The organism is Bellilinea sp., assembly GCF_053501535.1.
The window spans coordinates 1-26786 of record NZ_JBRCOK010000152.1 but is presented as its reverse complement, the minus strand read 5'-3'; the positions used below and the strand labels follow the sequence as shown (position 1 = coordinate 26786).

The 26786-nt window shown below is 55.7% G+C and carries 21 protein-coding genes; 10 read left to right on the top strand and 11 right to left on the bottom strand.

All coding sequences use genetic code 11. The annotated features are described in order from the left end of the window. Nucleotides 1-12: 12 nt before the first annotated feature. The 4 genes from ACWIZX_RS13955 to ACWIZX_RS13940 all read right to left on the bottom strand — a co-directional run bounded on the left by ACWIZX_RS13955 (nt 13) and on the right by ACWIZX_RS13940 (nt 4099). The gene (locus ACWIZX_RS13955; RefSeq protein WP_322793077.1) at nt 13-879 is read right to left on the bottom strand and encodes a vWA domain-containing protein; all 867 of its coding nucleotides are present in this window, start codon (nt 877-879) and stop codon (nt 13-15) included. A 116-nt stretch (nt 880-995) separates the two neighbouring features. Beyond that, a complete protein-coding gene (locus tag ACWIZX_RS13950) occupies nt 996-2096 on the bottom strand; it encodes an ATP-binding protein (RefSeq protein ID WP_322793076.1) in 1101 nt (366 codons plus the stop codon). A 192-nt stretch (nt 2097-2288) separates the two neighbouring features. Beyond that, on the bottom strand, nt 2289-2723 hold the full coding sequence (locus ACWIZX_RS13945; protein WP_448336208.1) for an arsenate reductase ArsC: 435 nt from the start codon (nt 2721-2723) through the stop codon (nt 2289-2291). 125 nt (nt 2724-2848) lie between these two features. After that, nucleotides 2849-4099: a radical SAM protein gene (locus ACWIZX_RS13940; protein WP_448336207.1), complete on the bottom strand. Its 1251-nt coding sequence runs from the start codon at nt 4097-4099 to the stop codon at nt 2849-2851. A 119-nt stretch (nt 4100-4218) separates the two neighbouring features. Here ACWIZX_RS13940 and ACWIZX_RS13935 point away from each other — a divergent pair, with 119 nt between their 5' ends. The 4 genes from ACWIZX_RS13935 to folP are packed head-to-tail and all read left to right on the top strand — an operon-like array spanning nt 4219 to nt 7471. Then, nucleotides 4219-5253, top strand: a complete 1035-nt coding sequence (locus ACWIZX_RS13935) for a homoserine dehydrogenase (RefSeq protein WP_448336206.1) — start codon at nt 4219-4221, stop codon at nt 5251-5253. After that, nucleotides 5250-5894 carry a hypothetical protein gene (locus ACWIZX_RS13930; RefSeq protein WP_322794562.1) on the top strand — a complete coding sequence of 215 codons (645 nt, stop codon included), beginning with the start codon at nt 5250-5252 and terminating at the stop codon, nt 5892-5894. The genes ACWIZX_RS13935 and ACWIZX_RS13930 overlap by 4 nt, the downstream gene beginning before the upstream one ends. Further along, nucleotides 5891-6592, top strand: a complete 702-nt coding sequence (folK, locus tag ACWIZX_RS13925; protein ID WP_448336205.1) for a 2-amino-4-hydroxy-6-hydroxymethyldihydropteridine diphosphokinase — start codon at nt 5891-5893, stop codon at nt 6590-6592. Before ACWIZX_RS13930 ends, folK begins: the two co-directional genes overlap by 4 nt. A gap of 27 nt (nt 6593-6619) precedes the next feature. Further along, nucleotides 6620-7471 (top strand): dihydropteroate synthase, encoded by an 852-nt coding sequence (gene folP / locus ACWIZX_RS13920; RefSeq protein ID WP_448336204.1) that lies wholly within the window; start codon nt 6620-6622, stop codon nt 7469-7471. A gap of 57 nt (nt 7472-7528) precedes the next feature. Here folP and ACWIZX_RS13915 read toward each other — a convergent pair whose 3' ends face one another. The 6 genes from ACWIZX_RS13915 to ACWIZX_RS13890 all read right to left on the bottom strand — a co-directional run bounded on the left by ACWIZX_RS13915 (nt 7529) and on the right by ACWIZX_RS13890 (nt 16663). Beyond that, complete coding sequence (locus ACWIZX_RS13915) at nt 7529-8593, bottom strand: hypothetical protein (RefSeq protein WP_322794316.1); 1065 nt, start codon at nt 8591-8593, stop codon at nt 7529-7531. A gap of 155 nt (nt 8594-8748) precedes the next feature. Further along, nucleotides 8749-9915 carry an FIST N-terminal domain-containing protein gene (locus tag ACWIZX_RS13910; RefSeq protein ID WP_448336203.1) on the bottom strand — a complete coding sequence of 389 codons (1167 nt, stop codon included), beginning with the start codon at nt 9913-9915 and terminating at the stop codon, nt 8749-8751. Nucleotides 9916-9941: 26 nt separating this feature from the next. Next, complete coding sequence (locus tag ACWIZX_RS13905) at nt 9942-12974, bottom strand: GAF domain-containing protein (RefSeq protein ID WP_448336202.1); 3033 nt, start codon at nt 12972-12974, stop codon at nt 9942-9944. Nucleotides 12975-13014: 40 nt separating this feature from the next. Beyond that, nucleotides 13015-13530: a transcription termination/antitermination protein NusG gene (nusG, locus tag ACWIZX_RS13900; protein ID WP_448336201.1), complete on the bottom strand. Its 516-nt coding sequence runs from the start codon at nt 13528-13530 to the stop codon at nt 13015-13017. A gap of 95 nt (nt 13531-13625) precedes the next feature. Further along, nucleotides 13626-16187, bottom strand: coding sequence for a DUF2207 family protein (locus tag ACWIZX_RS13895; protein ID WP_448336200.1), 2562 nt, complete (start codon nt 16185-16187; stop codon nt 13626-13628). Between the two features lie 107 nt (nt 16188-16294). After that, the gene (locus ACWIZX_RS13890; RefSeq protein ID WP_322791982.1) at nt 16295-16663 is read right to left on the bottom strand and encodes a winged helix-turn-helix domain-containing protein; all 369 of its coding nucleotides are present in this window, start codon (nt 16661-16663) and stop codon (nt 16295-16297) included. A gap of 157 nt (nt 16664-16820) precedes the next feature. Between ACWIZX_RS13890 and ACWIZX_RS13885 the strand changes: the two genes are divergently transcribed. Continuing rightward, a complete protein-coding gene (locus ACWIZX_RS13885) occupies nt 16821-19067 on the top strand; it encodes a hypothetical protein (protein ID WP_448336199.1) in 2247 nt (748 codons plus the stop codon). 2 nt (nt 19068-19069) lie between these two features. Here the strand turns inward: ACWIZX_RS13885 and ACWIZX_RS13880 are convergent, their stop codons facing one another. Next, complete coding sequence (locus ACWIZX_RS13880) at nt 19070-22564, bottom strand: transglycosylase domain-containing protein (RefSeq protein ID WP_448336198.1); 3495 nt, start codon at nt 22562-22564, stop codon at nt 19070-19072. Between the two features lie 202 nt (nt 22565-22766). Between ACWIZX_RS13880 and ACWIZX_RS13875 the strand changes: the two genes are divergently transcribed. The 5 genes from ACWIZX_RS13875 to ACWIZX_RS13855 form a co-directional block, all read left to right on the top strand. Beyond that, nucleotides 22767-25157, top strand: a complete 2391-nt coding sequence (locus ACWIZX_RS13875; protein WP_448336197.1) for an MGH1-like glycoside hydrolase domain-containing protein — start codon at nt 22767-22769, stop codon at nt 25155-25157. Between the two features lie 27 nt (nt 25158-25184). Beyond that, nucleotides 25185-25538: a cyclic-di-AMP receptor gene (locus ACWIZX_RS13870; RefSeq protein WP_448336196.1), complete on the top strand. Its 354-nt coding sequence runs from the start codon at nt 25185-25187 to the stop codon at nt 25536-25538. A gap of 2 nt (nt 25539-25540) precedes the next feature. Further along, entirely contained in the window at nt 25541-25810 is a 270-nt protein-coding gene (locus ACWIZX_RS13865) for a cyclic-di-AMP receptor (RefSeq protein ID WP_322793744.1), read from the top strand. A gap of 118 nt (nt 25811-25928) precedes the next feature. Beyond that, the gene (locus ACWIZX_RS13860) at nt 25929-26339 is read left to right on the top strand and encodes a hypothetical protein (protein WP_322792850.1); all 411 of its coding nucleotides are present in this window, start codon (nt 25929-25931) and stop codon (nt 26337-26339) included. A 114-nt stretch (nt 26340-26453) separates the two neighbouring features. Beyond that, nucleotides 26454-26786 (top strand): DUF4013 domain-containing protein (locus ACWIZX_RS13855; protein WP_448336195.1); only part of this gene is annotated, 333 nt, incomplete at its 3' end.

Genomic DNA, 26786 nt, shown 5'->3' with positions numbered 1-26786 from the left:
CAGGCCGATGAGTCAACGGCGTTCGTCGGGGTTGGGATTTAATTGAGTGGTGTGAATTTCCTTCCGCACCGTCTGATATAGATTTTCTGCCTTCAGTTCGCCAATCGTGTAACAAGGCGCCTGCAGTTGATCGGCCAACGCCTGTGCCAGCCCCTGATCAAAAGCAATATGCTCCATGTTGATGACCACGCTGTGAATATGCTCTTCGGCAATCTGGCGGGCAATCCGATACGCCTCTTCATGCGGCGGAAGTTTACCCATGGAAACATTGCCCGCCCCATCCGTCAACACAATCAGCAGGGGCATCACATCCGGGTGCAGCAGCCGTTCGCGCATCAACACCTCATAGGCCAGCTTAAGGCCGGCAGAAAGCGGGGTTTTGCCCCCCACCGGAATATCCGCCAGTGCGCGCTGCGCCAGCGTAACCGAATTGGTCGGCGGCAGTACCAGCGTGGCGCGGTCCTTTTGAAACACAATCAGACCCACCCGGTCACGGCGCTGGTAAGCATCCGTCAAAAGTGAAAGGATTGCCCCTTTGGTGGCCTGCATGCGTTCGGCTACGGCCATGGACCAGGAAGCGTCCACCAGAAAGAGAATTAAGTTGGCGGCGCGGCGCACCCGCACCTTGCGCATGTAATCACTGGGGCGCACCGAAAAAGCCACCCGCTGGCGGTCTTCTTCCCGCTCACGCTGGTAGGGAGCAGCCGCCCGAAGGGTCGCATCAAATGCCAGGTCGTCCGCCTTGCCATACGAAGGACGCGATTGCACATAGCGGCCGCGTTTTCGTTCCGTGCGGGTGCGTGAGCGCCGCCCGGCAAAGCGGCGCACCATTTTATCCAACGGGGTATCCAGCCGGCGCGGATCGAAGGATTGACCCACCTTAACCCGCTCACCGCCTTCCCACCATTGGGCATTTTGTTTGCCAAAGACATCTTCAGTCTGTCCGGGCTGAGGTGTTCCCTGAGGGAGCGTTTCCGGACTTTCCGCTCCCTCACTCAGACTTTTTTTTGCTGATTTTTTTCTTCCTCGATTTGTTGAACCTCTTCGCGGCGCTGACCGGTCGAACTGGCACCCTGTAACTGTTCGATGCGGTCTTGCAGTTCTTCCATCGTCACTTCTTCCTGCGAGAAAGGTCCGCGGCGGAGGCGATGCGGCAGGGCAAGTTCGGCAGCCAGCGCAATATCGCGTCCGTTGATGGCCGTCCGCCCGTCAAAAGCAGCCTGTGCCCGCGCGGCTTTGAGAATGACCAGATCGGCGCGGTGGCCGTCCACGTTCAAGGAAGCGGTCAATTGAGCAATGGAAAGCAGATCGCGGCTGGTGTAACTGACCTGATCAATCAAACGCCGGGCGCGTTCAATCTGGCGCGAAAGTTCTTCTTCCTTCGGCAGCCACTGCTGACGGAATTTTTCCGGGTCAGACTCGAACGCCAGATTGCGTTCCATGATTTGTACCCGTTCGCGGGCATCGCGAATACCGTAAATTTCTACCGAGAGCGCAAAACGGTCCAGCAGTTGCGGGCGCAGATCGCCCTCTTCCGGGTTCATGGTACCTACCAGAATAAAGCGCGCCGGGTGGCTGAACGAAATCCCCTCGCGCTCAATAATATTCATCCCCATTGCCGCCGAATCGAGCAGCACATCCACCACATGATCGTCCAGCAGGTTGACTTCGTCAATGTAGAGCAGCCCGCGGTTAGCCGCTGCCAGCACTCCCGGTTCAAAAGCACGCTCCCCCTTTTGAATGGCTTTTTCAATGTCCAGTGTTCCCACCACGCGATCTTCCGTTGCCGATATGGGCAGGTTGACAAAAGGAGTGGCACGGGTAGCAACCGGCAGTTCCTCGCCGCGCGCGCTGCGTTCGCGGCATTCGGTGCACCAGGTAGAAGGGTTATCCGGGTCACAGCCAAAACGGCAATCCGCCACCACCCGCACGTGAGGCAGCAGGGCTGCCAGTGCGCGCGCCGCCGTGGATTTAGCCGTACCGCGTTCACCGCGAATCAAAACCCCGCCAATGCGCGGGTCAACGGCATTCAAAACCAGCGCGCGCTTCATGCGTTCCTGGCCGACGATGGCAGTAAATGGATAGATGACTGGCATGATTATTTTTGAATCCCTTTTCTCCAAAGAGTACTACTTGATTACGCTTGCAAGTTTATCACAAGCCGAAAAGATAATCAAAGACAAATCCTCCAAAAAGACTTGACACAATCGAAACACCCTTCAGCCTCAGCCAATAAAAAAGCACCGGCTTTCCAACCTGCCGATGCTTTTCAAAGCCAGCCGTATCCCCTAATTAATGGGAATTTCCATCTCCTTCAGCCACTCGCGCACGCGGGCATCAATCTGATCGCGCACTTCACGGAACTTTTGCAGGGTTTCTTCCTCACTGCCCACAAATGCAGCCGGGTCTTCAAACGGCCAGTGCATGCGCTTTCCCATGCCGGGGAAGACCGGGCAGTTTTCTTCGGCATTGCTGCAGACGGTAATCAAATAACCAAAATGGACTTTCCCCATGAACGTATCCAGCGTCTTGGAATAATGTTGACTGGTATCCACGCCAATTTCTTCCAAAACCTTGACCGTGTAAGGATTTAATCCCTTCGGCTCTAAACCGGCGCTGTAAACTTCAAAATGATCGCCGGCATATTTGCGTAACAATGCCTCGGCCATCTGGCTGCGGGCAGAATTACCGGTACACAAAAAAAGGACTCTTGCTTTATTCATAGACACCTCATCATAACGCTGTTTGGGAATGGTTAAAAAATTTTTTAATCAGGATAGCACAAAGAGCCTTTGGTTGGTTTAAGAACCGTCTAACATTCGATTATCGAACCATTAAGAAGCCAGTTTCATGGGCATTGGATCAAGCCCTGCGCCCACAAGCAACCCCCACAGGCCGGCTGCAGGTTGCCAAAGCAATCTTCCAGATTTTGTTCCGCCATCTCGCAGGAATTACAAATGACACAGGGCGAAAAATCAAAATCCTGAAGCCGCTCGCGCAGGTCAAGATAAGCCGCATCTCGCCAGATTTCCGCAATACTCTGACGAGCGACATCACCGACAAAATAAGCCATGGAACGGCGCACCTGCTCTCCCAGAAAACTCTCATGGGTATGCAGCAACGGCAAACAGGGACTGACCTTACCATCCCATCGCACCGAAAGACTGCCCCTTTCAATGAAGGGACAGCGGTTGCCCGTCCGCAGCGGATTCAAGCCGATAATCTCCAGCCGAAAACCATCGTGGATCGCCGCGGCTAAGGCATGTTGCACTTCCGGCGGGAAATCAGCGCGCGGCAGGTTGATAACCGGTAGCAGGCTGGTTTTCTGTGCCTCAGGTTCATACTGGGCATGATCGTACAGCGACTCCGAGCGTAAATCGCGGGTGTGTGCCAGCACATTACTGATGGAAAAATAGGCGGCGCCTAATTCACGCCCCAATTTAAGTAACTGGGGTAATTCATGGATATTGCGGCGCATGGCCACAAAAGCGATCCCCAATTGAGTGGCTGCTCCACTTTCCCGCTTTAATTCACGGAAACGACGCAAATTGCTCAAAATCTGTTCGAGGGCATCCCCCAGCCGCACATCCATGTACCCCTGCGGAGTAGCACCATCCAGTGAAACCCACAGTACATTGACCCCAGAATCCAACAAAGCCCGGCAGGCACTTTCTCCCAACAAGGTACCGTTGGTAATGAGTTCCACCTCTGCCCCAACCGAACGTGCTCCGGCGATCATTTCAAAAATGCGGGGGTGGGCTAGCGGCTCTCCATATCCGCCAAAAAAGAGAGACGGACGGGGATAAAAAGACATCACCCCTTCCAACACGTGTTCAAATGTTTCCCCACTCATGAAGCCGGCTTCTTCTTCCCACACATTGCGAACACAGGTGCGGCATTGCAAATTACACACATTGGTCGCTTCCACATAGACCCTTTCCAGGAATGTAACCGGCCGATAGAGGATGAGCTCTCGCCCGTTTTCTTCCAGAATGGTCTGCTCGCCGGCGCGCAAACCAAAGCGCTCGGCAACACTGGCGGGTATCTCCAGTTTTCCGCTTTCGTCCAGCCGCACCCGGTATCGTTTTTGGTTTGTCATGGATGACTTCTCCAAAAAATATTCAAAGGGACGAATAAATTATACGGCTGTTGCGTAACCCTTGTCCATTGACATAAAGACGGATAAGATAGAATAAAAATCACAAAAAGGGAGATACCATGAAACAGGTAGCATTGGCTCTGGTTGGTTTTGGAAACGTCGGACAGGCTTTTGCCCGCCTGTTGATGGAAAAAGAACAGCAAATTGCCCAGCAGTTCGGTTATCAGTTCATTGTCACCGGCATCGTAACCGGGCGGCACGGCAGCGCAATCAGCTCCGGCGGCATCAGCCTGAGCCGCGCGTTGGAGGTCATCAACCGCGGGCAATCGCTGGACATTCTTTCCGAAATGCCCGCCCCCAAAAACACGCTGGATTTTCTGTTTGCCAGTTCTGCCGAGGCCATGCTGGAAACCTCGCCGGTTAACCATCACACCGGTCAGCCGGCCATTGACCACATCAAAGCCGCCCTGAACAAGGGCATGCACGCCATCACCGCCAACAAGGGCCCGGTTGTTCACGCCTATCAGGAACTGACCGAAATGGCAGCTGCGCGGGGTAAACGCTTTCTGTTTGAAGCGGCTGTCATGGACGGAGCGCCGATTTTCTCCCTTTTCCGTGGGCCTTTACCCTGCATTGAAGTGCATGGCTTTCAGGGCATCCTCAACTCCTGCACCAATTTCATTTTAGGATTGATGGAAAACGGCAAAACCTTTGAAGAAGCCGTCAAGGAAGCCCAGGCCATCGGGATTGCCGAAACGGATCCCTCCGCGGACATTGACGGCTGGGACGCCGCCATCAAAGTCGCTGCGCTCAGTACGGTGGTGCTGGGCATTCCGCTCAAACCCCAGCAGGTTGAACGCAGCAGCATCCGCGAGATAACCCCCGAAATGGTGAGCGAAGCCCGACAGGCCGGCGAACGCTGGAAGGTCGTCTGCACCGCCCGGCGCAAAGGCAAGGAATTGCTGGAAGCCTCGGTCAAACCGCAGCGGGTTTCGGCCGGCAGCCCGTTGTTTGCCATTAACGGCACCAGTTCCTACGTTGAGTTTCATTCGGATGTCCTGCCGGGATTGGGAATTGTAGAAAACAACCCCGGCCCCAACACCACTGCTTACGGTTTGCTGGCCGACCTGATCAACGCACTGCGTGGTCAATGAGCGAAGCCTACTGGTTCGCCTCCTTTCGGCTGCAAACACCCGCCGAACTGCCAGCTGCACTGGAAAGGTCGGGCTTTCAGCCGGCATGGATTGAGGAAATTCACTGGGTCAACGGCTCACCCCCCTTGGATGCGGGCATTTTTCCGCCGCCGGCGCAATTTGAATGGCCCGTACTCAGTCATCCGGCGCGCTTATTTCACCTGCTGCTGAATGAGTTAATCAACGGGCAGCGGCATACCCTGCTGTGGATTGAAAAAGCCTCCCACGACAGAACCATCGCGGCTGTGCTGGGCAGCCCGACCACCGTGGGCAGGTTCAATTTGCCGCCTGAATACCGCTTTCTGCCGCTGCCGCAGCCGGCCGCTTTGGGCTGGCAGAAAATGCTCGCCCTGTGGCAGTCCTTCCTGGAGCAGCACGCCGACCCTGAAAACCCGTTGGGATGGATGTCTTACCCGCAAGACGCCCAGTCTGAAGTACAGGCGGTCTTTCCGCAAGCCCAACCGCTTGTTCCGCCGCCTTCACCCATCTGGACCGAGCGCCTGCATGCAGGCCTGGAATTAAGTCGTTCCCTTTCTTCCCCTGCGGGGTTATGGATAGATGAAACATCCCCTCATCTGGCTTTTTTGATTGAAAGGCAATGAGATTGAAACGGGTTTTTCTGGCTTTGGGGAGCAACCTGGGTGACCGCCTGCAAAATTTACGGCAGGCAATTTTTAGCCTGCCGCCGTTGGTCTTGCCTTTACGCGCTTCCCTCGTGTACGAAACCCCGCCGTGGGGGATTGAAGACCAGCCGCGCTTTCTCAACATGGTCATCGAAACTGCCACTGCCCTGCAACCGCTGGAATTGCTGCATTACCTGAAATCGCAGGAAAAACAAATGGGGCGGCATGAAGGTGTACGCTACGGACCGCGCCTGATTGACATGGACATTCTCTTTTATGAAGAGGAGGTCTTTTCCGAAAAAGAGCTGCAAATCCCGCACCCCCGCCTGCATGAACGCGCCTTCGTTTTGCTTCCTTTGCATGATTTGATTCCGCAGTTCCTGCACCCTTTGCTGAAGAAAAGTATCACCATTCTCTTGAAAGACACCGACCTGAAGGGCATCATTCCCCAAACGCTGCCCGGCGGTTTTCAACTGTTACCCTATGATGGTTGGTACAACCTGCCAGCCGACCTGCGTGCCGGGTTGGAAAATTCAGCCGCAGCTGCCGCCATCTTTTATGGCTTACCGCCATCACACCGCCAGCGCTGGGTAAATCATGTACAGGAAGCGCGCCGGCCGGAAACCCGCCGTCAGCGCATCGAAAAGATGATCGAAACGCTTGCCGCGAGCCAGTAAACCCGCCCCGCCGACCTGGGAGTGCTGATGAAATTTCTGTCTTTTGGTAGTCGAACCTATATCATGGGCATTCTCAACATTACTCCGGATAGTTTTTCGGGGGATGGGTTGCTAAACACCGGCGACCTTTTACAAACTGCCCGCCGGCAGGCGCTTGAATTTGTTTCCGCCGGTGCGGATATACTGGACATTGGCGGAGAAAGCACCCGGCCCGGCGCCCAACCCGTCAGCATGGACGAGGAAATGAGCCGTGTCCTGCCGGTAATTGAGATGCTCGCCGGCCTGGAATTGGATGTCATCCTTTCGGTGGATACCTATAAGTCCGAAGTTGCCGAAGCAGCCCTGCGGGCAGGCGCACACTGGATCAACGATGTTTGGGGCCTGCGCGCCGACCCGCGTATGGCTGAGGTGGCAGCGCGCTTCAAAACCGGTCTGATTTTGATGCACAACCGCAGCAAGCCTTCCAATGCCCAATTGCAAGAGCGCCTGGGCGGGCGGTATGTTGGAATGGAATATGACAACCTGATAGAGGATATTCGTCGGGAACTGATGGAAAGCGTCCATCTTGCCCGCCAGGGCGGCGTTGCCGATGAACAAATCATCCTGGACCCCGGCATTGGCTTCGGCAAAACGGTTGAACAAAATCTGGAAATTTTACGCCGGCTGGACGAATTCAAGCAGCTGGGCTTTCCGCTGCTGTTGGGCGTATCACGCAAATCCTTTATTGGCTACACCCTCAACCTGCCCCCCGACCAACGTCTGGAAGGAACGCTGGCAGCCTGTGTGATTGGCATTCAGCGCGGTGCGGACATCTTGCGCGTGCATGATGTGCAGCCCATTGTGCGGGCTGCTCGCATGGCAGATGCAATTTTGCGGTAAATGGAACATCCGCCCCCTGCGACCGGTGCAAGGGGCGGATTTGAGGATATTTATTTTTTAGGGGTAGGTATTGTTCCAGAACCAGTTGAAGGCATAGAACCCCTGCGAGCTGTCCATGCGGATGGCAATCCGCTGGCTGCCCTTCAGGCTTTCGGGAATATCAAAGGTAGCTTCAAAACTGCCGCCGCTGCCGGTATCCTTGCTGCCTACCACCACGCCGCCAACACCTTTGGTGCCGTAAGCGCCCATGCGCACCGTAAAGGTCTGGTCGGGCGGGAAGTTTTTAGCGCTTATCGTCACCTTACTGTCGCGAATCACGGCCTTGATGCTGAAAGTCGGAATACCGCTGTACCCCGGGATGGGCGTGGGAGCAGGTGTGCCGCTGGGGGGTGGTGTTACGCCGCTGCCCGTGCTGTTGTAGAACCAGTTGTAGGCAAAGTAGCCGCCGCTGGCTTCCAGGCGGATTGCAATGCGATCCTTCCCTTTCAACCCCGCCGGGATTTTGAAAGTGGCTTCCAGCTTGCCGCCGCTGCCAGAATCGAGGCTGCCGACCACCGTGCCGTTAACACCTTTGGTGCCGTACTCACCCATCCGCACCGTAAAAGTTTTACCCGCCGGGAAGTTGTTGGTCTTGACCTTCACTTCGTCATCTTTGGTGACCGAAACAATGTCAACCGTTGGGATGCCGGTATAGGGCTTGGAGGGTGTGCCGGTATCCGCGCCGGCCGGGTCGTTGGTGAACCAGTTATAAGCAAAGTAACCGGCCGGACTTTCAATGCGAATCGCAATCAGTTTCAACCCCTTGAGGGAAGCGGGAATATCAAAAGTCAGCTTTTTGCTGCCGCCGCTTTCGGAGTTAAAGGTGCCGGCTACCTCACCGCCCACCCCCTTGGTGCCCATTTTGTTCATCCGCACCGTAAAGGTCTGGTTGGGAGGCAGATTTTTGATCTGAATGGTGACCGATTGATCCTTCTTTACTTCCGTTATGTCAAAGGTCGGATAACCGGAATAGGCCTGAGCCGTCGTCAGCGGCAGGGCCAGCGTCAATACACTGATGACCATCAGTGTCATCATCACACGCAATACAGACCAGCCTGACTTAAGAGTGAGTGAGTTGTTCATGGTTCGATCCCTCCTGGATCAAGTAAAAAAAGTTACAAAATCAGTATAGCAAAAGGTGCTACACGAAACAATAGGTTAAATATAAAGACGCTGAACGATCAAAAAGGTTCCTGAGTCGAGATGATTTCTGAAAAATTCTTCAGATTAAGAAATCGCTACGATTCCCCCTTGAAAACGACCGCCAATGCACCCGAATTTCCTGCCAGGGGCGCAGAAACTTCACTCCCTCGCCAGATATGCCCCAGGGTTGCCACGCCTATCCAGGGCATTTCAGCCGCTGCTTCCTCGATTGCACCGCTCAACTTTGCCGGTTGAGTGCGGAATAGCTCAAACCAGCTGACATCCACCAAAATCATCCCCACACCACCAGCCGAGCCGCCGCCTGCCATTCCTTTGGCGGTCTGAATGGCGGTTTTCAAGGATTGCAAACAGGCAGAAGGATTGCCAACCATCAGCCGCAAGGTACTGCCTTCAGGGATGGCTAAATTCATTCGCAGAGAGCCATCCTGTTCCACCCCCACGGGAGCAGCCAGTACGGCTTCGCTCTGCCCCGTTTCATGGTAAGCCAGCGGGAAAAGCCGCAGCAATTCTTGAAAAGGCGGCTTTCTCCACTCGGCAGGGCTATAACCAAGAATGCTGCAAATTTGTTCGGCTGCCGGCTGACCGTCCAGCTGCATCAGGCGGTGTTCACGGCTGGCGGTAGCCCGAAAATACACCCCGCTATCCTTCCAACCCTGGGCGGCAGCCATTCCCACCCGAATGCCTGACCCCAACCACAATGCCGAAAGGCCGCCTTCGGCGCAGTAGGTTTCTCCCAAGAGGGAATTCTTTCCGCGTGGAAAACCCGCGCCCGAAAGAAACCCGCCCACCTCTATGGAAACCTGCTCAAAGTAAGAAAGTAAGGTGTTAATTTCCCCCTTCAATCCGTCGGCTGCCAGCAGTACCGAATGCCAGGGGCGGCTGGTTCTGGAATGTCCCAGCCGGGCGTTCAATTCCAGTGCGCTGCCCAGCGGGTCAACGGCATAATGCCCGTACCAGCTGGTATCCAGCGAAAACGCCCCTCCCAAAATGACCACCGTCATCTTTTGGGGAACAGCAGCGGCATAAATCGTTGATGTCGTTGCCCCCCATAAGGGAATATCTCCCAACAGACCATTCAAAACCTGCCTTACCTCAACCGGGTCGTAGAGATGAGAGAAAAAAACCAGCGCCACTTTCGGCTCGGCGGAGCGAAGTCCCTTTAAAGCCTGTTGAGCAGCCTGCTGGGCGGCTTCCCGCCCGTTGATCTCGTTGCTGTACCCCACTGCGCTGACCAGACTCATGCTCTCCTCCCTTGTCAAGGCATGTCTTACTGCTCGGCTACCGGTATCGTAAAGTGAAAGGTCGTGCCGCGTCGGTATTCGCTTTCAAACCAGATCTGCCCACCCTGCATTTCAACCAGACTGCGGGTGATGTTCAATCCCAAACCACTGCCCGGTACTTCACGGGCTTTTGGATCTTCGGAGCGGAAGAATTTCTGGAAAATTTTGGGCTGATCCTCCGGCGCAATTCCCAGACCGGTATCCTGCACCCACACATGGACAACTTCTGCCGGGCCGTTTTCGTCCCATTCGTTTTTGGAACGCAAAGCGCCTACGTTAATCTTTCCCCCGGCTTCCGTGTATTTATGGGCATTGCTCACCAGATTGACCAGGATCTGCACCAAACGGGTACGGTCTGCCCACACTGGCGGCAAATCGGCCGGCAGGTTGATCGTAAAGGTCTGGTGCTTGTCTTCGATCTGCCGGCGGGTGGAGCGTTCAACTTCCTGCAGTACCTCCGAAAGATGAATCGGCGCAAACTCCAGACGCAGCCGGCCGGCTTCGATCTTGGATAAATCATTCAGGTCAGAAACCAGCGTATTCATTCGATCAATGTTGGAGCGAATCACGGCAAGAAAGTTTGCCTGCGCATCATTGACCGGTCCAACCGCTTTGGCAGCCAGCAATTCGGTGTAGCCTTTAATGGAGGTCATCGGGTTCTTCAACTCGTGAGCGACAAATGAAACAAATTCGCTTTTGGCCACATTGGCAGACTGCACCGCGCTGTACAGCTGCGCATTGGCAATCGCAATCGCGGCGTGATCGCCCAGCCGCTGCAAGAATTCCAGCATTTCCTCATCACAGACTTCGGGTTTGCGGCTCTCCAGCAGCAGCAAACCGATGACGCTTTGCTCGCGTTGAATGGGAATCAACACCTGACTGGACGCCTGGCTGAATAATGCCGGTAGTTCGGCTGCCGGATACGACCGAATCGCCCGCCGCTGCTCGATAACCCGTCCCAGACCAATCCGTTCTGCAGGCAGCAAATCATTTTCAAAAAGGCTCAATTCATCGCGGTAGCCTTGCGAAGCAACCACACGCACTCCTTCGGGTAAAACCACCCCCACCAGACCGGCATCTGCGCCGGATTGACGCATGGCCCATTCCAGCGTAATCGTCATCGCACGGCTGACATCCAGACTGGTGTTCAACTCACGGTCAATCCGCTGCAAAACGGACAATTCTTCCACCTTGGCGGCCAGGGCCTGATCGGTCAGGGTGTATAAGCGGGCATTTTCAATGGCTACGGCCGCCTGGGAAGCAAAAGCGGTCAGCAGTTCCTGATCATCAAGGTTGAAATTGGAACCATCCTGGCGGTTGACAACCTCGATTACCCCCAGCACATTGTCTTTGACAATCAGCGGCACCACCAGCAACGAACGGGTAACAAAGCCGGTCATCTTGTCCGGTTTTGAAAACCAGTCCTTAGAAGAGCGCACGTCGTTGACAATCTGCGGCTCACGGGTCTGAAAAGAACGTCCCACCACGCCCTTATCGGCGGGCATGCGCTGGCCTTCCAGTTCATGGGCTACCGGCCCAAGCACCACCCGAAAGACAAGTTCTTGAGTATGCTCATCCAGCATCAATAAACTGCCCGCTTCGCAATTCAGAATATCCACCGCGCTTTGCAGGATATTCTTCAAAAGGCGCTCAGGGTCGAGCGTAGAGGTCAGTTGACGGGTAACTTCGTTGAGGGTTTTCAATTGACGGGCGCGCCGCTCACTCTCGGCCAGCAGGCGCACTTTCAAGATGCCACCGGCTGCCTGATCGGCCAGCGCCTGCAAAATGCGCAGCTGTTCGGCAGTAAACCGCTGGGCAGGATCGCGCCGCCCCAAACAGATGATGCCAATCGGTTCGGCGCCGGCGTTTAGCGGAGCTGCCATCCATGCGTACACGGCATCCGTCAGGGGCAGCAATCCCCGCTGGCGCGATTCGCGTCCGTAATCATCCGTGATGCTGCTGCGTCCACTGGCAGCCACTTCGCTTTCGAGGCTCGGCTCAGCTGGCAGATACAAATTTTCCTGCTCGCTGACTCGCTCCTCTCCATCAATGAAAAAGACCTGTACCAATCCATCTCCCTGTGGAGATTTGAGAATCAGGCGGAATTGATCAACAGGGATTAACTGGGTGATTTGGGCGTAAATCAGCTCATAAATATCATCCAGATTGAGCGTAACATTCACCCCCTGCGCCACGCGGGTGAGAATGTTCATCTCGCGCACACTATTTTCCATTTCACTGACCATTTGGGCGCGGTCTAACGCCAGCGCCGCCTCGCGGCACAAACCGCTGATGGCTTCCAGCATCGCTGGAGTCAATCCAACCGAGGTTTGCTCACTTAGCGCCAGCCAGCCCAGCAAACGCTGGTTGCCGGGCAGCGGAAAGAACCAGCGCGCATTCAGCAGACTCAAACGGGCTCGCTCACTGCGCAGTTCGTCCATCAGCGCCGCATCCGTCTCATCCAGTTTCAAAAAACCCTTGATTTTGTTGAGCCGCTCAACCAGTGGACTGGTGGGCTGAAAAACCAGATCGCTGGTCTTTCGACCTGTTTCATCTTCTGCCGCCTGATAAGAATCACCCAACAGGTCATACAGAAACACGTGCGCGGATTCGATTCCAAATTCTTCGAGCAACTGACGGCGCAGCCGGATGAGGATTTCACGCCGATCCAGCGTATCCATCCGGCTGACCGCCTCGCTCAGCTCAGCGCGTTGGATCGGACGGCGCAGCGGAGAACCTCTGCCATTAAAGAGGGCATTTTCCAATCCCTGACGAAGCGGGAAGAACGCTAACGCCATCACAAAAAACAATACCGCACTTAACCAGGGCGAATTCCAGCCCAGCGCCTGTTGAAATACCAAACTAAGACCACTGACCAGCAGCGCGTAACCGCCCGCCAGCAGTAAGCCGGTCAACGCCACAACCATCAGCCGGTTTGACCGACCTCGTGGGGGAGGTTCAAGCGTCCGCCAGTGGATTGAAAAGGATTTTGAAGAGGAATTACCAGAGGGTTGAGTCATGGGGAAGGTTCGTAGATTTTTAGGGGGATGAAAACAGGATTCAGGAGGATTTTTTTCGCTTGCGAATGCTGCCAGCATTCAATTCCAGCGGCAGCTGCTGACGGCTGAGCATCTTCAACAACACTCTCACCCGCTCGCTGCCCGGAAGTTTGACATCAAAGATGGCTTCATACCCGCTGAAAGGTCCATGTTCAATGATAACTTCGTCGCCCGGTTTCAATCCTTCCAGATTCTCGCCGCCCGCCAGATTGATTTCCTGCACACGGCGGCGGATGGCATGAATCAGACTTTCCGGTACGGCCGCCGGTTCGCCGCCGAAGGAAACCAGCCCCCTGGCATGCGGCATCCACTGAAAGGTCGAAATTCCGGCTGTTTCCAAATCCACATGCACAAAGAGATAGCCGGGAAAGTAGGGGCGCACCTTGCGGGCGCGCGGGTTGACCGGGTTGACTTTCAGGCGGGGATAAAACACCTCAAAGCCGCTTTCTTGCAGATGACTGGCAAGAACGGCCTCTTTATGCGGGTGGCTTTGCAGAGCATACCAGTTGACAGACATGTACCATCATCTCTTTTTAGATATTATACCTGTTTCACCGGCACGGGATGATTTCTTTGGTATGCTTTCAATTTTATTAATTTTGCCGGCGCTCTTTAGCCGGCGCCGGAAGAACCGCCGCCGCTCCCGTCCCCTCCACCACCGCCGCCTCCGCTGGCATCAACGGTAGATGTCGAAATCACCGCCGTGAGGATGGAACCATCTATGCCCGAATCACCGGCGGTGTATGCCCATGAAAGGATGGTGCTCAAGCCAACATCCCGATAGGCTTTGACCCACTGATCGCCCAGACCAAAGGCCATCGCATAAGGCAAAAACGATTCCAGCCATTCAGGGCGCAGCAAGGTGCTGTTTTCTTTTTTCGTCAGGCTTTGCAAATAATTGCGAAACGACTGCCAGCGCTGGAAGCGGATGAGACCGGCCTGTGTAAAAATATTCAGCTTTGCTGCACTTACCCACAATAAGAGTACCCCCACAATCAATCCCAGCCCCACCCCCAACAGCAACACCCCGATAAAAGGCGTGAGGAATTTGCTGCCGATCAAGACCGAACCCGCCACAGCCACAGTAAAACCAAAGAAAAACAGGAAAGAAGCAATGCGGTTCAACCGGGTTCGTTCTTGCAAGGCCTCCTGCCGGATTAACCCCTGCCTGAGCAGATCATGGGTCAGCAGGCGATTGAATTGGTTTTGTTTGCTCAACAAAAGCTGTCCAACTTTGCTCAGAAAGATCTCTGACCGCTGATCAGAAACTTCCGCTGGAAAAACCAATTCCTGGATAAACGACTCATGTTCACTGGCGGCTCTCCGCTCCAGCGGATACAGGCGGAAATCGCGGGCCTTGAACAGGCCCTTGCCTTCCATGAATTCCATCTTGATCCACGAGCGGCGCGCCCAATCCAGCAGGACGGCAAACAAATGCAAAACCGTGCTGCGCCCGTTGTTGAGCAGATAACCGGCAGCTGCCGGGGTAAGTTCGTCCGGCGGTTCGCTGATTATGCCGGGCGGAATCACGCTGGCTGGCTCAATCTCATAACGCCGCCGCACACGGCTGGCAGCCAGCCCGCACAACAACACAATTCCACCGGCAAGCCCCACAGCGTAAGGGAGACCTGCCCGCAATTGACGCCCGCGCTCCAGCCGGGCAGCCTGCCACAGCGGCGGCTGCTGAATCAGACTGCCGGGTGAAAAATAAGCCTCAACAACCTGTTCGGAATCGGCCGGTATATCCTTCAATCGAAAAAGAATTGTTCCGCCATCTTCAAACGGTTCAATCGGCTGGTTGCGCAGTTTTACCGGTTGGGTGGGGGTTATTCCGGCTGGCAAAATCAGACGGATATCGCTGAATTGAATTGGATACTCATGCTCCGGGGGGATGGCCTTCCATACCAGCCCATCGCCCTGATTGGTCTGACGCACAGCCCCCACCACCCAATAAGTCAGTTCAAACACATGCTGCGAATCGTTGACCGGTTCAAAATGCCAGACAATTTTCAACGCATCGCCGTCCTGGCCGACCTCCACCTGACCGGCCTGATTACCCCTCGGCAGAACTGTGCCATCCATCCGCGCCGAAACAAACTCCAGCCGGTCCAGTTCGTTCGGGATGATGTCCCGAAAAACAAAGGTGAACGGCCCGCCCTCAAAATTGAACGCCACTGTTTCGGTCACCAGCAGATCCCCGTTCGGTTGCAGATTAATCTCCACATCGAAACGTTCGGCGAAATACGACTTTGCCAAAACCGGCTGAACCGATCCGGCCAGCAGTGCAAACCCTGCCAACACGCTGGCAAGCACCTGCACAGGGCGCGTCAGGCGCAGGCCGTTCATCACCAGCAGGTAAATCACCGCCATTACCGCAAAGGTGATCAACCCGGCTGCCGGATCATAGGTCTGAATACGGAACAGCGCCGGCGAGGGAATGGCAGAACTGGGAAAGGTGACGACCAGCGCAGCATATAAATTGTTGGCAGCGTGCAGCCCCAGCGCCAGCTCCAGCCCTTCGCTGCGCAGGGTCACCCAGCCCAGCAGCAAGCCGATGCTGAGGTAAAAGGGCATGGTGAACCATAACCCATAAGTGCCCACTTCCGGGTTGGCACCATGCAGCAACATGAACAGGATGGAAGGCACCAGCAACGGCAGCCATAAACCTTTGCCGAACCGGCCCATCCACTGGGCCAGATAACCACGGAACAAAATTTCCTCTGTAGATGTCTGCAAGGGGATGAGCAGGAGGGCAACCAGGAAATACGGCAGCCACTCCATCAAATTGAAGTTCCACACATAATTACCCGGCTGCAGAACCGCCAATACCACATCCGCACAGGCAGAAAGTGCAAACCATACCCCCGCCGAAAGAATTAACCTGTTCCATTGAAATGCGCCCACCGGACGAAACAGGGATTTTAGAGGCCGCTGGTGAAGAAAAGCCACTCCCAAAAAAACGGTCAGCCCGGCGAATGGGAAGGGCAGCATGGTCAAAATCAACAAAGAAAGCGGCGAAAATTGGAAAATATCGGTGGTACCTTCAATGAGGATAAACGGGATGGAAGCAGCAATTTGCACCGTGAAAGTCACCACAATCACGGCGAGAATCACCACCCCATATCGCCAGACCTCATTGCGGCCTTGCCGGGCGGCATTCAGATAGGTATTCATCACGGTTTACCTCGTTTCTGTGGAGTTCCAATTCGGCTTAACAAGAGTCATCCAGAACATCCCCCATTATCTGTGATTTTCGCGGATTAGACCAGAGGAAAACAGGCCTATACGGATTGTTCCTGTTCAATCGAAGATGAAAAAGGCTGTTTTGACGCAGAAGAAATCTCTCCCAATTCCTCATTCAACAGATCAGGGCGGACGTCATATTTGCGCGCCACCGCCCGATAGCGGTTTTCCACAATCCCGGCGATCAAGCGCGTTTCCACCACTCGAATTGCCCCACACTGTTCCAGCAGACCAAAGTGGTAATACAGGCGGTTGGGAGGGATATTCAATTCGCGGGCCACCTCACGGATTGTACAAGGCTGCTCAATCAACACCCGCAGCACTTTCAAGCGCAAACGCGAGACCAGCACCTTCATGGTTTGCAAATCATTCACATCGAATACAGGTTGGAGATCATTTTCGGGCATGCGGTTACCCATCCAGTTCTGAGCGGTTAAATCTTTTTGAATTCATTTTAACAAGCAAAGATTTAATTCTTTTCAAGAACAAGTTAAGATCAAGTTAATAGCCAATTTTCATTAACATCTGGATTTTTAAGATTTAAATTCGTATACTGAATTCAAGATGAGTGTACTGGAGCAACCTTTCATTGGCGGACGTAGTGAAGCGCCTCTCCTGCCGCTTGGGCGGTATTTGCCGCTGCTGCCCGCCGGGATCATTGAAACATGGCTCAAACAGACCCTCCCGGCAGGAGCATGGATCTTAGACCCGATTGGCGCACATCCTCAACTGGCGCTGGAAGCCGCCCGTGCCGGGTATCGCATCCTGATTACCAGTAACAACCCGATTCTCTCGTTCATGCTGGAAATTCTTGCGGCTGCCCCGCCTCAAAGCGAGTTCGAGGCGGCCCTGGCGGCCCTGGCAATCAGCAAACGCGGCGAAGAACGTCTGGAACGGCATATCCTCAGCCTTTACCAGACTCCCTGCGCCGCCTGTGGTCAACTGGTATCGGCGCAGGCATTCATCTGGCAGAACGAACCGCTGCGACTGGTCAGCCGGATTTACCGCTGCCTGCACTGCGGGGATGAGGGAGAACGTCCGGTTACCCCGCTGGATGTGGAAAAACTCAACCTGCCCGGCAATGATGCGCTGCACCGTGCCCGCGCCCTTTCGCGAGTGATCGGCGACCAGTCGTCCGTTACCCGCGAACAGGTCAACGAAGCTTTGAAAACCTACCTGCCGCGGCCCCTGTATGTCCTGACGACCCTCATCAACAAGGTGGAAACTTTACCCTTGTCGGAAGAACGCCGGCGTTTGCTGACCGCACTGCTGATTCAGGTTTGCGACGAAGGCAACACCCTCTGGCAGTACCCCGCTTTGCGCCCCCGCCCGCGCCAGCTGACCGTACCGGCCCAGTTCCGCGAAAACAACCTTTGGCTGGCTCTGGAAAATGCCGTTTCGCTGTGGTGCTCGGCTTCTCAGCCTGTGCCGCTCTCGGTTTATCCTCAACTGCCTTCCGAGCCGGGCATCTGCCTTTTTCGCGGACGGATTTCCGAACTGCCTTCCTTAACGATGCAAAATCAACCGGCGGCAGTGATCAGCATTTTGCCGCGTCCCAATCAGGCGTTCTGGACCCTTTGCGCGCTCTGGTCGGGCTGGTTGTGGGGCAGAGAAGCCGTCCAGCCCCTGCGCGGCGCGCTGGAACGGCGGCGCTACGACTGGTACTGGATGTCCAACGCCATTCAACGGGCTTTGCGCGAACTGCCCCGCCAGATTTCAGAGGGAACGCCCTTCTTTGCGCTCGCCAGCGAAACCACACCCGGTTTCCTGCTGGCTGCCTTTCTCGGCCCGCTGGTAGCCGGCTTCTCGCTGAAAGGCCTGGCACTAGAGCGTGAAAGCGAACTGGCTCAATTCCACTGGCAGTCCGCTCAAACCGCGCCGCCCGTGCGCGCCAAATCCAATCCAAAACCGCTGCTGCAAAGCGCGCTGCGCAGGTATCTGGAAGAACGCGGCGAACCGGCCCGCTACCTGAGCCTGTTTGCAGTCGCTTTGTGCGAATTAATGGAAAGCAGTTTGCTGCCGCGGCGGGTGGTAGAAATCACACCCGATTTACTCACCCGTTTGCAAGCCCTGCTGGCTGAGGTACTGGAAGATCGCAAACTTTTTGTGCGTTACGCAGCCCATGGTCAGGGCGAAGAGAGCGGCTCATGGTGGCTGAGCGAAGCCAATCAGGCCAACCTGCCCCTCGCCGACCGGCTCGAAAAAGAGATTGTCCGGCGGCTGGTGCAACACCCCACCACCCAGCGCAGCGAACTGGAAACCAGCCTTTACCCGCTCTATCCGGGAGTGCTGGTGCCATCTCAGGCCTTGATCACAGCGGTGCTGGAATCGTATGCCCAGCCGATCAGCGGTCAACCGCACTACTGGCAGCTGCGCCCCGAGGATGATCCAGCCCGCCGCCGGGCGGACTTGAACAACGCCTTGCGCAGCCTCCAGCAAATTGGCGAAAAAATGGGCTACCGCGTGGATGGCAAACAGCCCGTCCGCTGGCTGAATGAAAAAGGTGAATCGGTTTATCTCTTCTACTTGCTGGCGAGCAGCATCATCAGCCCGTATGTATTTCAGCCGCAAAGCGTACCCCCCCAACGCTGTGTACTGGTACTGCCGGGCGGACGCACCGGCCTGCTGGGTTACAAATTACGCCGCGATCCCCGTTTGAATGAAGCCTACCAAAAAGGCTGGCGCCTGCTCAAATTCCGCCACCTTCGTTACCTGAGCGAATATCCTCACCTCTCCGTCGGTCAATGGGAAGACCTGCTGAACGGCGACCCCCCGCAGTGGGAGGACGCCGTTCAGATGAGAATGTTCTGAAATCAGGGCGTCGGCGTTTCGCTGGGTGTTGGGGTAACCGTCGGCGGCAGAGTAGGTGTGACGCTGGGTGTCAGCGTGCTGGTCGGCGTCACCGTAACGGTGGGGGTTACGGTCACCGTCGGGGTTGGGGTGGGTGTAGAGGTTGGCACCTGAATGTTGAGGTGAATGGTGCGGATCGCATAGGTATCCCGCCGGCTGTTCAGCACAATGCGCAGGGTAACCCTCCCTTGCGGCACCTCGCTCAAATCCCAATCGGTCAGAAACTGCGGCTGATCGGACTGCGGCCCGCCGCGGTACAACTCTTTCCACTCGGCCGGTTCGTCGCCGATTCCGTATTCCAGCCGATAGTCTTCATACGCTTCCGGCACTTTGATCAGGGCGTAAATTTCCAGCGGTGAACGGGTAATGGTCTGATTCTCGCTCAGGCCGGCGAACAAAATCAGGGGGCGCTGGTCGTTGACCGTGCATTCGCGCTCAGGTGTGAAGAAAATTGGCTGCTGAAAGCCCATCTGCTCGGCCCAGCGCTGTCCCTCCGAGGTCTCCAGAATCCAGCGGACGGCGCTTTTATCCGTCACATTCAGCGCAAATTTCTCCTCCACAAAATCGGCGCAAGCCGATGAAGCCAGCAGCCCCGTCCAGGTGTCGATGCGCACCTTCTTCCAGAGGTCCTCCTCCTTTGGCAGGGGCGGCTGATCATAAGCAAAGATTTCATTGCGCTGTAGCGGGCAGAACTCAGAGGGTTCGGTGCCGGAGATGGCGCAAATCACGCGGTCCACTACGCCGGCCGGGCGGGCAAACGGAGTCGGGTTACCCCCGGTAATCTGTTGAATGGCAGTGCGCATGAAATTCGCCCAGATCGGCGCTGCACCGGTCAAACCGGTGGTGTTGACCATGGGGGTGTAATCGGCGTTGCCGATCCACACCCCAACCGCCAGATCGGGGGTGTACCCCACCGTCCAGTTATCGCGGAAGTCATTGGTCGTGCCGGTTTTGACCGCCGCCGGGAAGCCAATGTTCAGTACCGAGTCAACCCCAAACATGGGGGCGCGCGCCTGATTATCGGAAAGGATGGAACTGATCAGGTAAGCATGTTCCGGGCGGATCACCTGTTCACCCGCCGGTGGTTTGTACTCATACACCGTATTTCCCTGAAAGTCCACAATTTTCGTAATTGCCACCGGGGGAATCAACCGCCCGCCTGTGGCAAACACACTGTAAGCTCCGGTTAATTCCAGCAGCGAAACATCCCCACCCCCCAGGGTCAGCGAAAGGCCGTAATCCGGGCGCGTCAGGGTGGTGATTCCCAACCGACGCGCGAAGGCAATCAGACCTTCCTGGGCGGGTGTGGCCGGGTTATCGTAGATGCCGACAAATTGCAGTGCCTTGACCGCTGGCACATTGTAGGAATTGGCCAGCGCTGTCCGCACCGTTACCGGCCCATGAAAGCGCTCATCGTAATTAATCGGGCGGTAGGGGTCTCGCAGGTCGTTCGGGTCGCCGGAAGGCGGAAACTCGCTGGGCACATCCCAGATCAGGGTAGCCGGTGTCCAGCCCTTTTCAAAGGCTGCCGCATAGGTCAATGGCTTAATTGCCGAACCGGGCTGACGCGGGCTGATTGCCATGTTGACCTGCCCGGAGATGGCGGAGTTGTAAAAATCCGGCGAGCCGACCATCGCCAGAATCTCCCCGGTGGATGGGCGGATCGCGATCAGCGCGCCGTTGGTGGCGTTGTTGCCCGCCAGCTGAGCAACCTGTTCACGCACCAGACGCTCGGCAGTTTCCTGCAGTGACGGGTCAAGGGTGGTATAGACCGTGAAGCCGGAACGGTAAATGGTGGCCGGGTCATAACGCTCTTCCAGCTGTGCGCGGATGTAATCCACCCAGTGCGGGAAGCGGTAAACCTGGCGTGCCGGCTGGAAGTTGTAATTTTCAATTTCGCGCACTGCTTCGGCGGCTGCCTGGGCATCCACACACACCGGCCGCAGTGAAGTGCTGACCTCAATGCAGTTGCGTTCGCGGCTCAGTTCGTACATTAGGACCACCACCGTGCGGAAGCGATTCAGAGTCGCCTCCCGGTTGGATTCGATGTCATAAATTGCAGGCGCTTGCGGAATCCCCGCCAGAAAAGCCGCCTGACCCAGGGTCAGTTTATCAGCCGTCGTGTTGAAGTAGGTTTCGGCAGCGGCTTCCACGCCGTAGGCCAGTTTGCCGTAGTAATTCTCATTGAGGTACAGTTCGAGAATTTCTTCCTTGCTGTACCGCCGCGTAATTTCCGCAGCGAGGACAATCTCGCGTGCTTTGCGGTCAACCGTTTGTTCGTAACGTTCATCAGCCAGCAGTAAAGCCCGCGCCAGCTGCTGAGTGATGGTCGAAGCGCCGGATACCACCTCGCCGGTGGTGTAGTTTTGCCACAGGGCACGCGCAATCGCCCATGGGTCAAAGCCGGGGTGGGTGTAAAAATCCTTGTCTTCGGTGGCAATCGTCGCCGCAATCAGGTAGGGAGAGATTTTCTCCAAAGGCACATACGTACGGCGTCCGGCATTGGGGTCAATAATTTCATAAATCAGGTTGCCGTTGCGATCGAGCAGGCGGGTGGTTTCAAATTGAGAGGCTTTGCCGGGCAAGTCCTCAATGCTCGGCAAGCTGGCGGCAATGGAAAAGTAACGCACTACCAGAAACGAACCAATCAACACTGCTACAATCGCCACCAGAAAGAGCAATCCAATCAACGCCCGCAGCAGACAGCCAACCGGCTTCTTCCAGCCATTCGGCTTTGGTTGAGAAGCAGGCGAAATACTCCGGCCGGCGGGCGAAACCGCTGGCGGCGGGGCTGCCGCGGCGGGGCGCTGGGTGCGGCTTTGTGCAGCCGGACGCGGACGTTGCCCGCTCTGGGTTGAGCGCTGGTAGGCTGCCGGGGTTACCCGTGTGGCATCCGGGTCAACTTCTTCGACGCGGCGGGGTAATTCAGCGCTGGTTTTACCATATGGGGGTGGTGGTGGAGGCTGCTGCCCGCCCCCGCTGACGCGGGTGGCCTGCTGGTCGGGCGGCAGGGTTGGCAGCGGCGCTGCGCCTGGACGGGTTTGGTCAGGTTCTCCGGCCGGTTTCGGGGCAGGTTCTTCCAGACCCTCGCCGTACCATCCGCCGGTTTCTTCAGGTGCACCGGTTGGATGGCGACTCACCGCTGCCGTATCGGCAGGTAGTTCGCCTTTCTCCAACCGTTCTAAATCTTCACCAAACCAGCCAGCGGTTTCTTCCGGTTCTCCGGTTGGGTGACGCTCGCTGCCGGCTGCAGCGGCTTCATCGCTCTGGTCACCCTTTTCTTCCTTGGCGGCTGGAGGCTGAGCCGGGGTGCGCAGCGGGCTGGTTGCACCGCTCAGCACCGATGAATCACCATCATTGGCAGAAGCCACCAAACGGCGCAGGCGTTCGCCCGGCTGAGTCGGCTGGGTATCTTCCACTCGTTTTTCTTCCTGGGGTTCTTTCGGTTCTTCGCTCATCTTCATTCTGCAAAATTTTGGTTACAAGATTGCGTTTCTTTTAATCAAAGTTGCTCTTCAACCGTTGCAAGGGGGAAAAGAGACTTCCCTTCCCACCAACGGTGCTGCTTACAACCGCTGCAAGCATTGTACCAGAAAGTTCATTGCTTTCATTTTCATTCTAGCACAATAAAACTGAGCACAAGTCAGGTAAAATGAAAGTATGCGAACCTGGAATCTCGGATTGAACGATCCGCTGATGTTGACTTTATGCGCAGATGCGCGAATTTCTCCCGTTGATTATCTGAATGACCACATCTGGCAGCTGTCGTTTGAAGGCAATGAGCCGGAAGCGCTAACGCTCTTCACCACCTATGGACTGCGGGTACGCGCAATGCGGCTTTTTCCGCGCTTTCTGCGCAAGGATGTAGTCATCAGTGCGCCAGCCGATTTCTTCCAGCCGCCGCGCGTAACCCGCTTGTTTCCCAACGACATTGAGGTGCGTTTTTCACCCTTTGGCGGACTGGATGTGACTGCCGAGTATCGCGTGTTCAGTTCACAGGCCATCGGGGGGCGGTTTACTTTTCACAACCCCTCCGTGCTTGGCGAAAATTTCACCTTTGAGTGGTGCGGTCTGCTCACTCCATTGAAAGAAGGTGAAGGAATCAAGGTCGTGCAATTTGGCATTCATCCGGTCTTACAGGGTCGTACCGACGGCCTTGCACCGGTATGTTTCATCACCGGCGGGTTGCGCGCCGGGGGCGGCCCTTACCCCTGCCTGACCGAGCAGATCAGCCTTTCGCCCGGCGGTATGCGCCAAATTGTTTGGGCGCTGGTCAGTCTGCCGGATACCGCTCAAAGTTACGAACTTGCCCGCCAGTTATGCGCCCGCCCGTGGGAAGCCGACCTCGCCCGCATTCAACTGACCCACCGCAGTGAATGTGTGGAAATCACCACCGGCAACCCGGAATGGGATGCTGTCTTCAAGCTTTCGCAGCGTCTGGCGGCTTCTCTCTTTTTCCCGGCCAGCGCCCACCTGCCCAACCCTTCCTTTGTGCTTGCCCGCCAGCCGGATCAGGGTTTTTCGCTGCGCGGCGACGGTAGTGATTACAATGCCCTGTGGAACGGCGTAACCACGCTGGACTGCTGGTATCTCAGCCGCCTGATTCTGCCGGGCATGGCGGAACGGGTTACCGCTCTGGTGGAAAATTTTCTCTCCACCGCCGATTCGCGAGGTCAGGTGGACTGGAAGCCGGGACTGGCGGGTCAGCGCAGCCGGCGCATGGCGCAGCCATTACTGGCTCAACTGGCCTGGGAGGTTTACCAGATCCGCCCGAACATGGAGTGGTTGAAAAAGGTCTATCCCGGCCTGATGGCTTTCTTCCGCGCCTGGTTTTCACCTGCCCATGACCGTGACCAGGATGGATTTCCGGAATGGGAACACCCTTACCAATCCGGCCTGGAATTTTCACCCCTCTTCGATGTAACCTTCCCACCCAATCAGGGGGTTGAACCATCCCTTGTCGAAACCCCCGCGCTGGCAGCAATGTTATTCAGCGAAGCCGCCTGCCTGCTGAAAATGGCTTCCCTGCTGGGTGAAGAAGGCGATCAGGAATGGCTCAAAGCCCATTCCAGGCATCTGGGCGATCTGGTCGAAGGGATGTGGCATGAGGAAGAAGGAATTTACACCCATCGCGACGCGCAAACCCACTCCGTCAGCCGCGGAGAGGTATTGTTGACCTTCGACACCCGCGGTGAATATCCCCTCCAGGCCTCACTGAATCCACCTGCGCGGCTGCGGCTGCAACTGGAAACCCAGACCGAACTCACCCGCCGCATTCACATCTGCATAAGAGGACGCGATTCTTTTGGCAACCCCCTGGAAGAGGAAATTACCCCCCAGAAAGTCAGCTGGCTGCATGGCAGCGGCAGATTTACCAGCCAAACCGTTTTCTCCTTTATTGATTTGGTTGAGGTAATCAACCTTCACCCGGGCGATACAGCCAAATTGGCCACCATAGACTTTTTGGATGAGGATATCTCGCTGCTTTTACCCCTGTGGGCTGGCATCCCCTCGGCGGAGCGCGCCGACCGGCTGGTCAGGGAAACATTGCGCAGCCGCTACCTTCAGCCCTTCGGTCTGCTCAGCCACCCGATTCGGAGTGCAAAACAGGGCGGCGGGCAAAACCCACCGGTTGTGCTGCCGTGGAATGTATTGATCGGCGAGGGGCTGATTCGTTATGGCTACCTGATCGAAGCGGTCAACCTGTTTGAAAGCTGGATGAAAGCCATCATCCAGTCATTAAAAAAAGACCATGCCTTTCGAGCTGCCTACCACCCCATCAGCGGACAGGGAATTGGCGAACAGAATGTCCTCAGCGGGGCGGCTCCGCTGGGCTTTTTCCTGCGCTTAATGGGTCTACGCTTGTTGAGCGATCAGCGCATTATTCTCACCCATCTGAACCCCTTTTCTTTTCCAGTTACAGTACAATATCGGAGAATCACACTCACATTTCTGACCGATTCCACTCGCATTACCCTCGCCAATGGTCAGGTTGTAGTCTATGATGGAAACTCCCCTCAGGAAATTTTATTGACTCCGCCAAATCCATAGCGCAAAGGACGAAAGGAGCAGAATGATATGGCAAAAAAAGATAAAACCTCCCCGGCCCCTGACCTGTGCATGTGGGTTGTCGTTCAAGCGCAGGATGCCGAAAACGCCGAAGCTGCGTTAATGGAGCTGGGCTTCCCGGTTACCCGCCTGCCCAGTTATGGGGGTTTTCTCGGCAGGCGCAATGCCACCCTGCTGATTGCCCTGCATAGCAGCCGTCGCCAGCAGGCGTTGGATGCCCTGCACGAAACCTGCCGTCAACGCGTGGAGTACATTGCCGTTCCGCTGGAAAGCGCCCCGCTGCCCCTTCCAACCCCCACGCCAATCACCATCGGCGGGGCAACGATTTTTGAAATGGAAATTGAACATTACGAGGAGTTATAGCCATGAAACTCATCCTTGCCATCGTTCCCGATACCGTCAGCGACGCGGTCTCACAGGCGCTCACCTCGCACAATTTCCGCGTAACCGGCATTGCATCCACCGGCGGATTTCTGCGGCGGGGCAGAACAACCCTGATGATCGGTGTGGAAGATGACCAGCTGCAGCACGCGCTGGATCAAATTCGGGCAGCGCTGCCGCCCCAGCCGCCGGACAGCAAAGAAAGCCGGGCAGTCATCTTTGTTCTCAAGGTTGATCATTTCGATCATTTTTAACCCCCCTGCGCACGCAGTCCGTGGAACAATTTGCAACTTTTTCAACGGGGTCACGTAAATGAATTGTGATTTACCCCACATGGGTACACTTCACAATTCAACAGGATTGGAGCGTAAAATGATCGAACAAAATCCTCAATCAACCTATTCAACCGCGATGGTTAAACCGGGCCTGGTTACCGCACTGGGAGTGATGACTCTGGTCAGCGGTATCATCAATATTCTGACCGGGCTGGGAATCACTGCCACCGTCGTACTGGGAACCCTGGGAATTGGCTTAATTTGCGCGCCAATTACCTTTGTGCCGGCAATTTTGGGCATTTTTGAAGTCCTCTACGCGCTAAAAATTCTGGCAAACCCGCCTGTTCCGGTGCAGTTTTCTCAAACCATCGCTATCCTGGAAATTCTGTGCATCGCCTTTGGCAATGCCATAGCAATGATCGTCGGCATTCTGGCGCTGGTCTTTTACAACGATGCCCTGGTCAAAAACTACTTTGACCGCATCAATGCTCAGCCAGCCGCCGGATGAAAGACCTTTCCATTTTGTCATGGCACAGGCATTGCACCTCATCAAAAAGAAGGTATAGTAAACCCAACAGGAATCAATTACCCCGCACTCATTCAATAGATAAGGAGAAAAACAATGGATTTTGGTCTGGCATTTTCATATGTGTTTCAGGACAAGGATTGGCTGCGCAAAGTTGGCATTGTCGCACTGATTTCGCTGATCCCGATCCTCGGTCAACTGGTGCTGATTGGCTGGTCGTTGAACGTTACCAAACGGGTGATTGACCGCCACCCCGAACCCCTTCCCGATGTAGACTTTGGCGGTGATTTGGGCCGTGGTTTTTCCGCCTTTATCATTGGGTTTGTTTACTCCCTGCCGATCACCCTGTTCGCACTCGTGTTCGGTATTTTGGACTCAATCGTCGCCGGTCAATCCAATTCGGATGTGGTCGTGACAATGATGGCGATC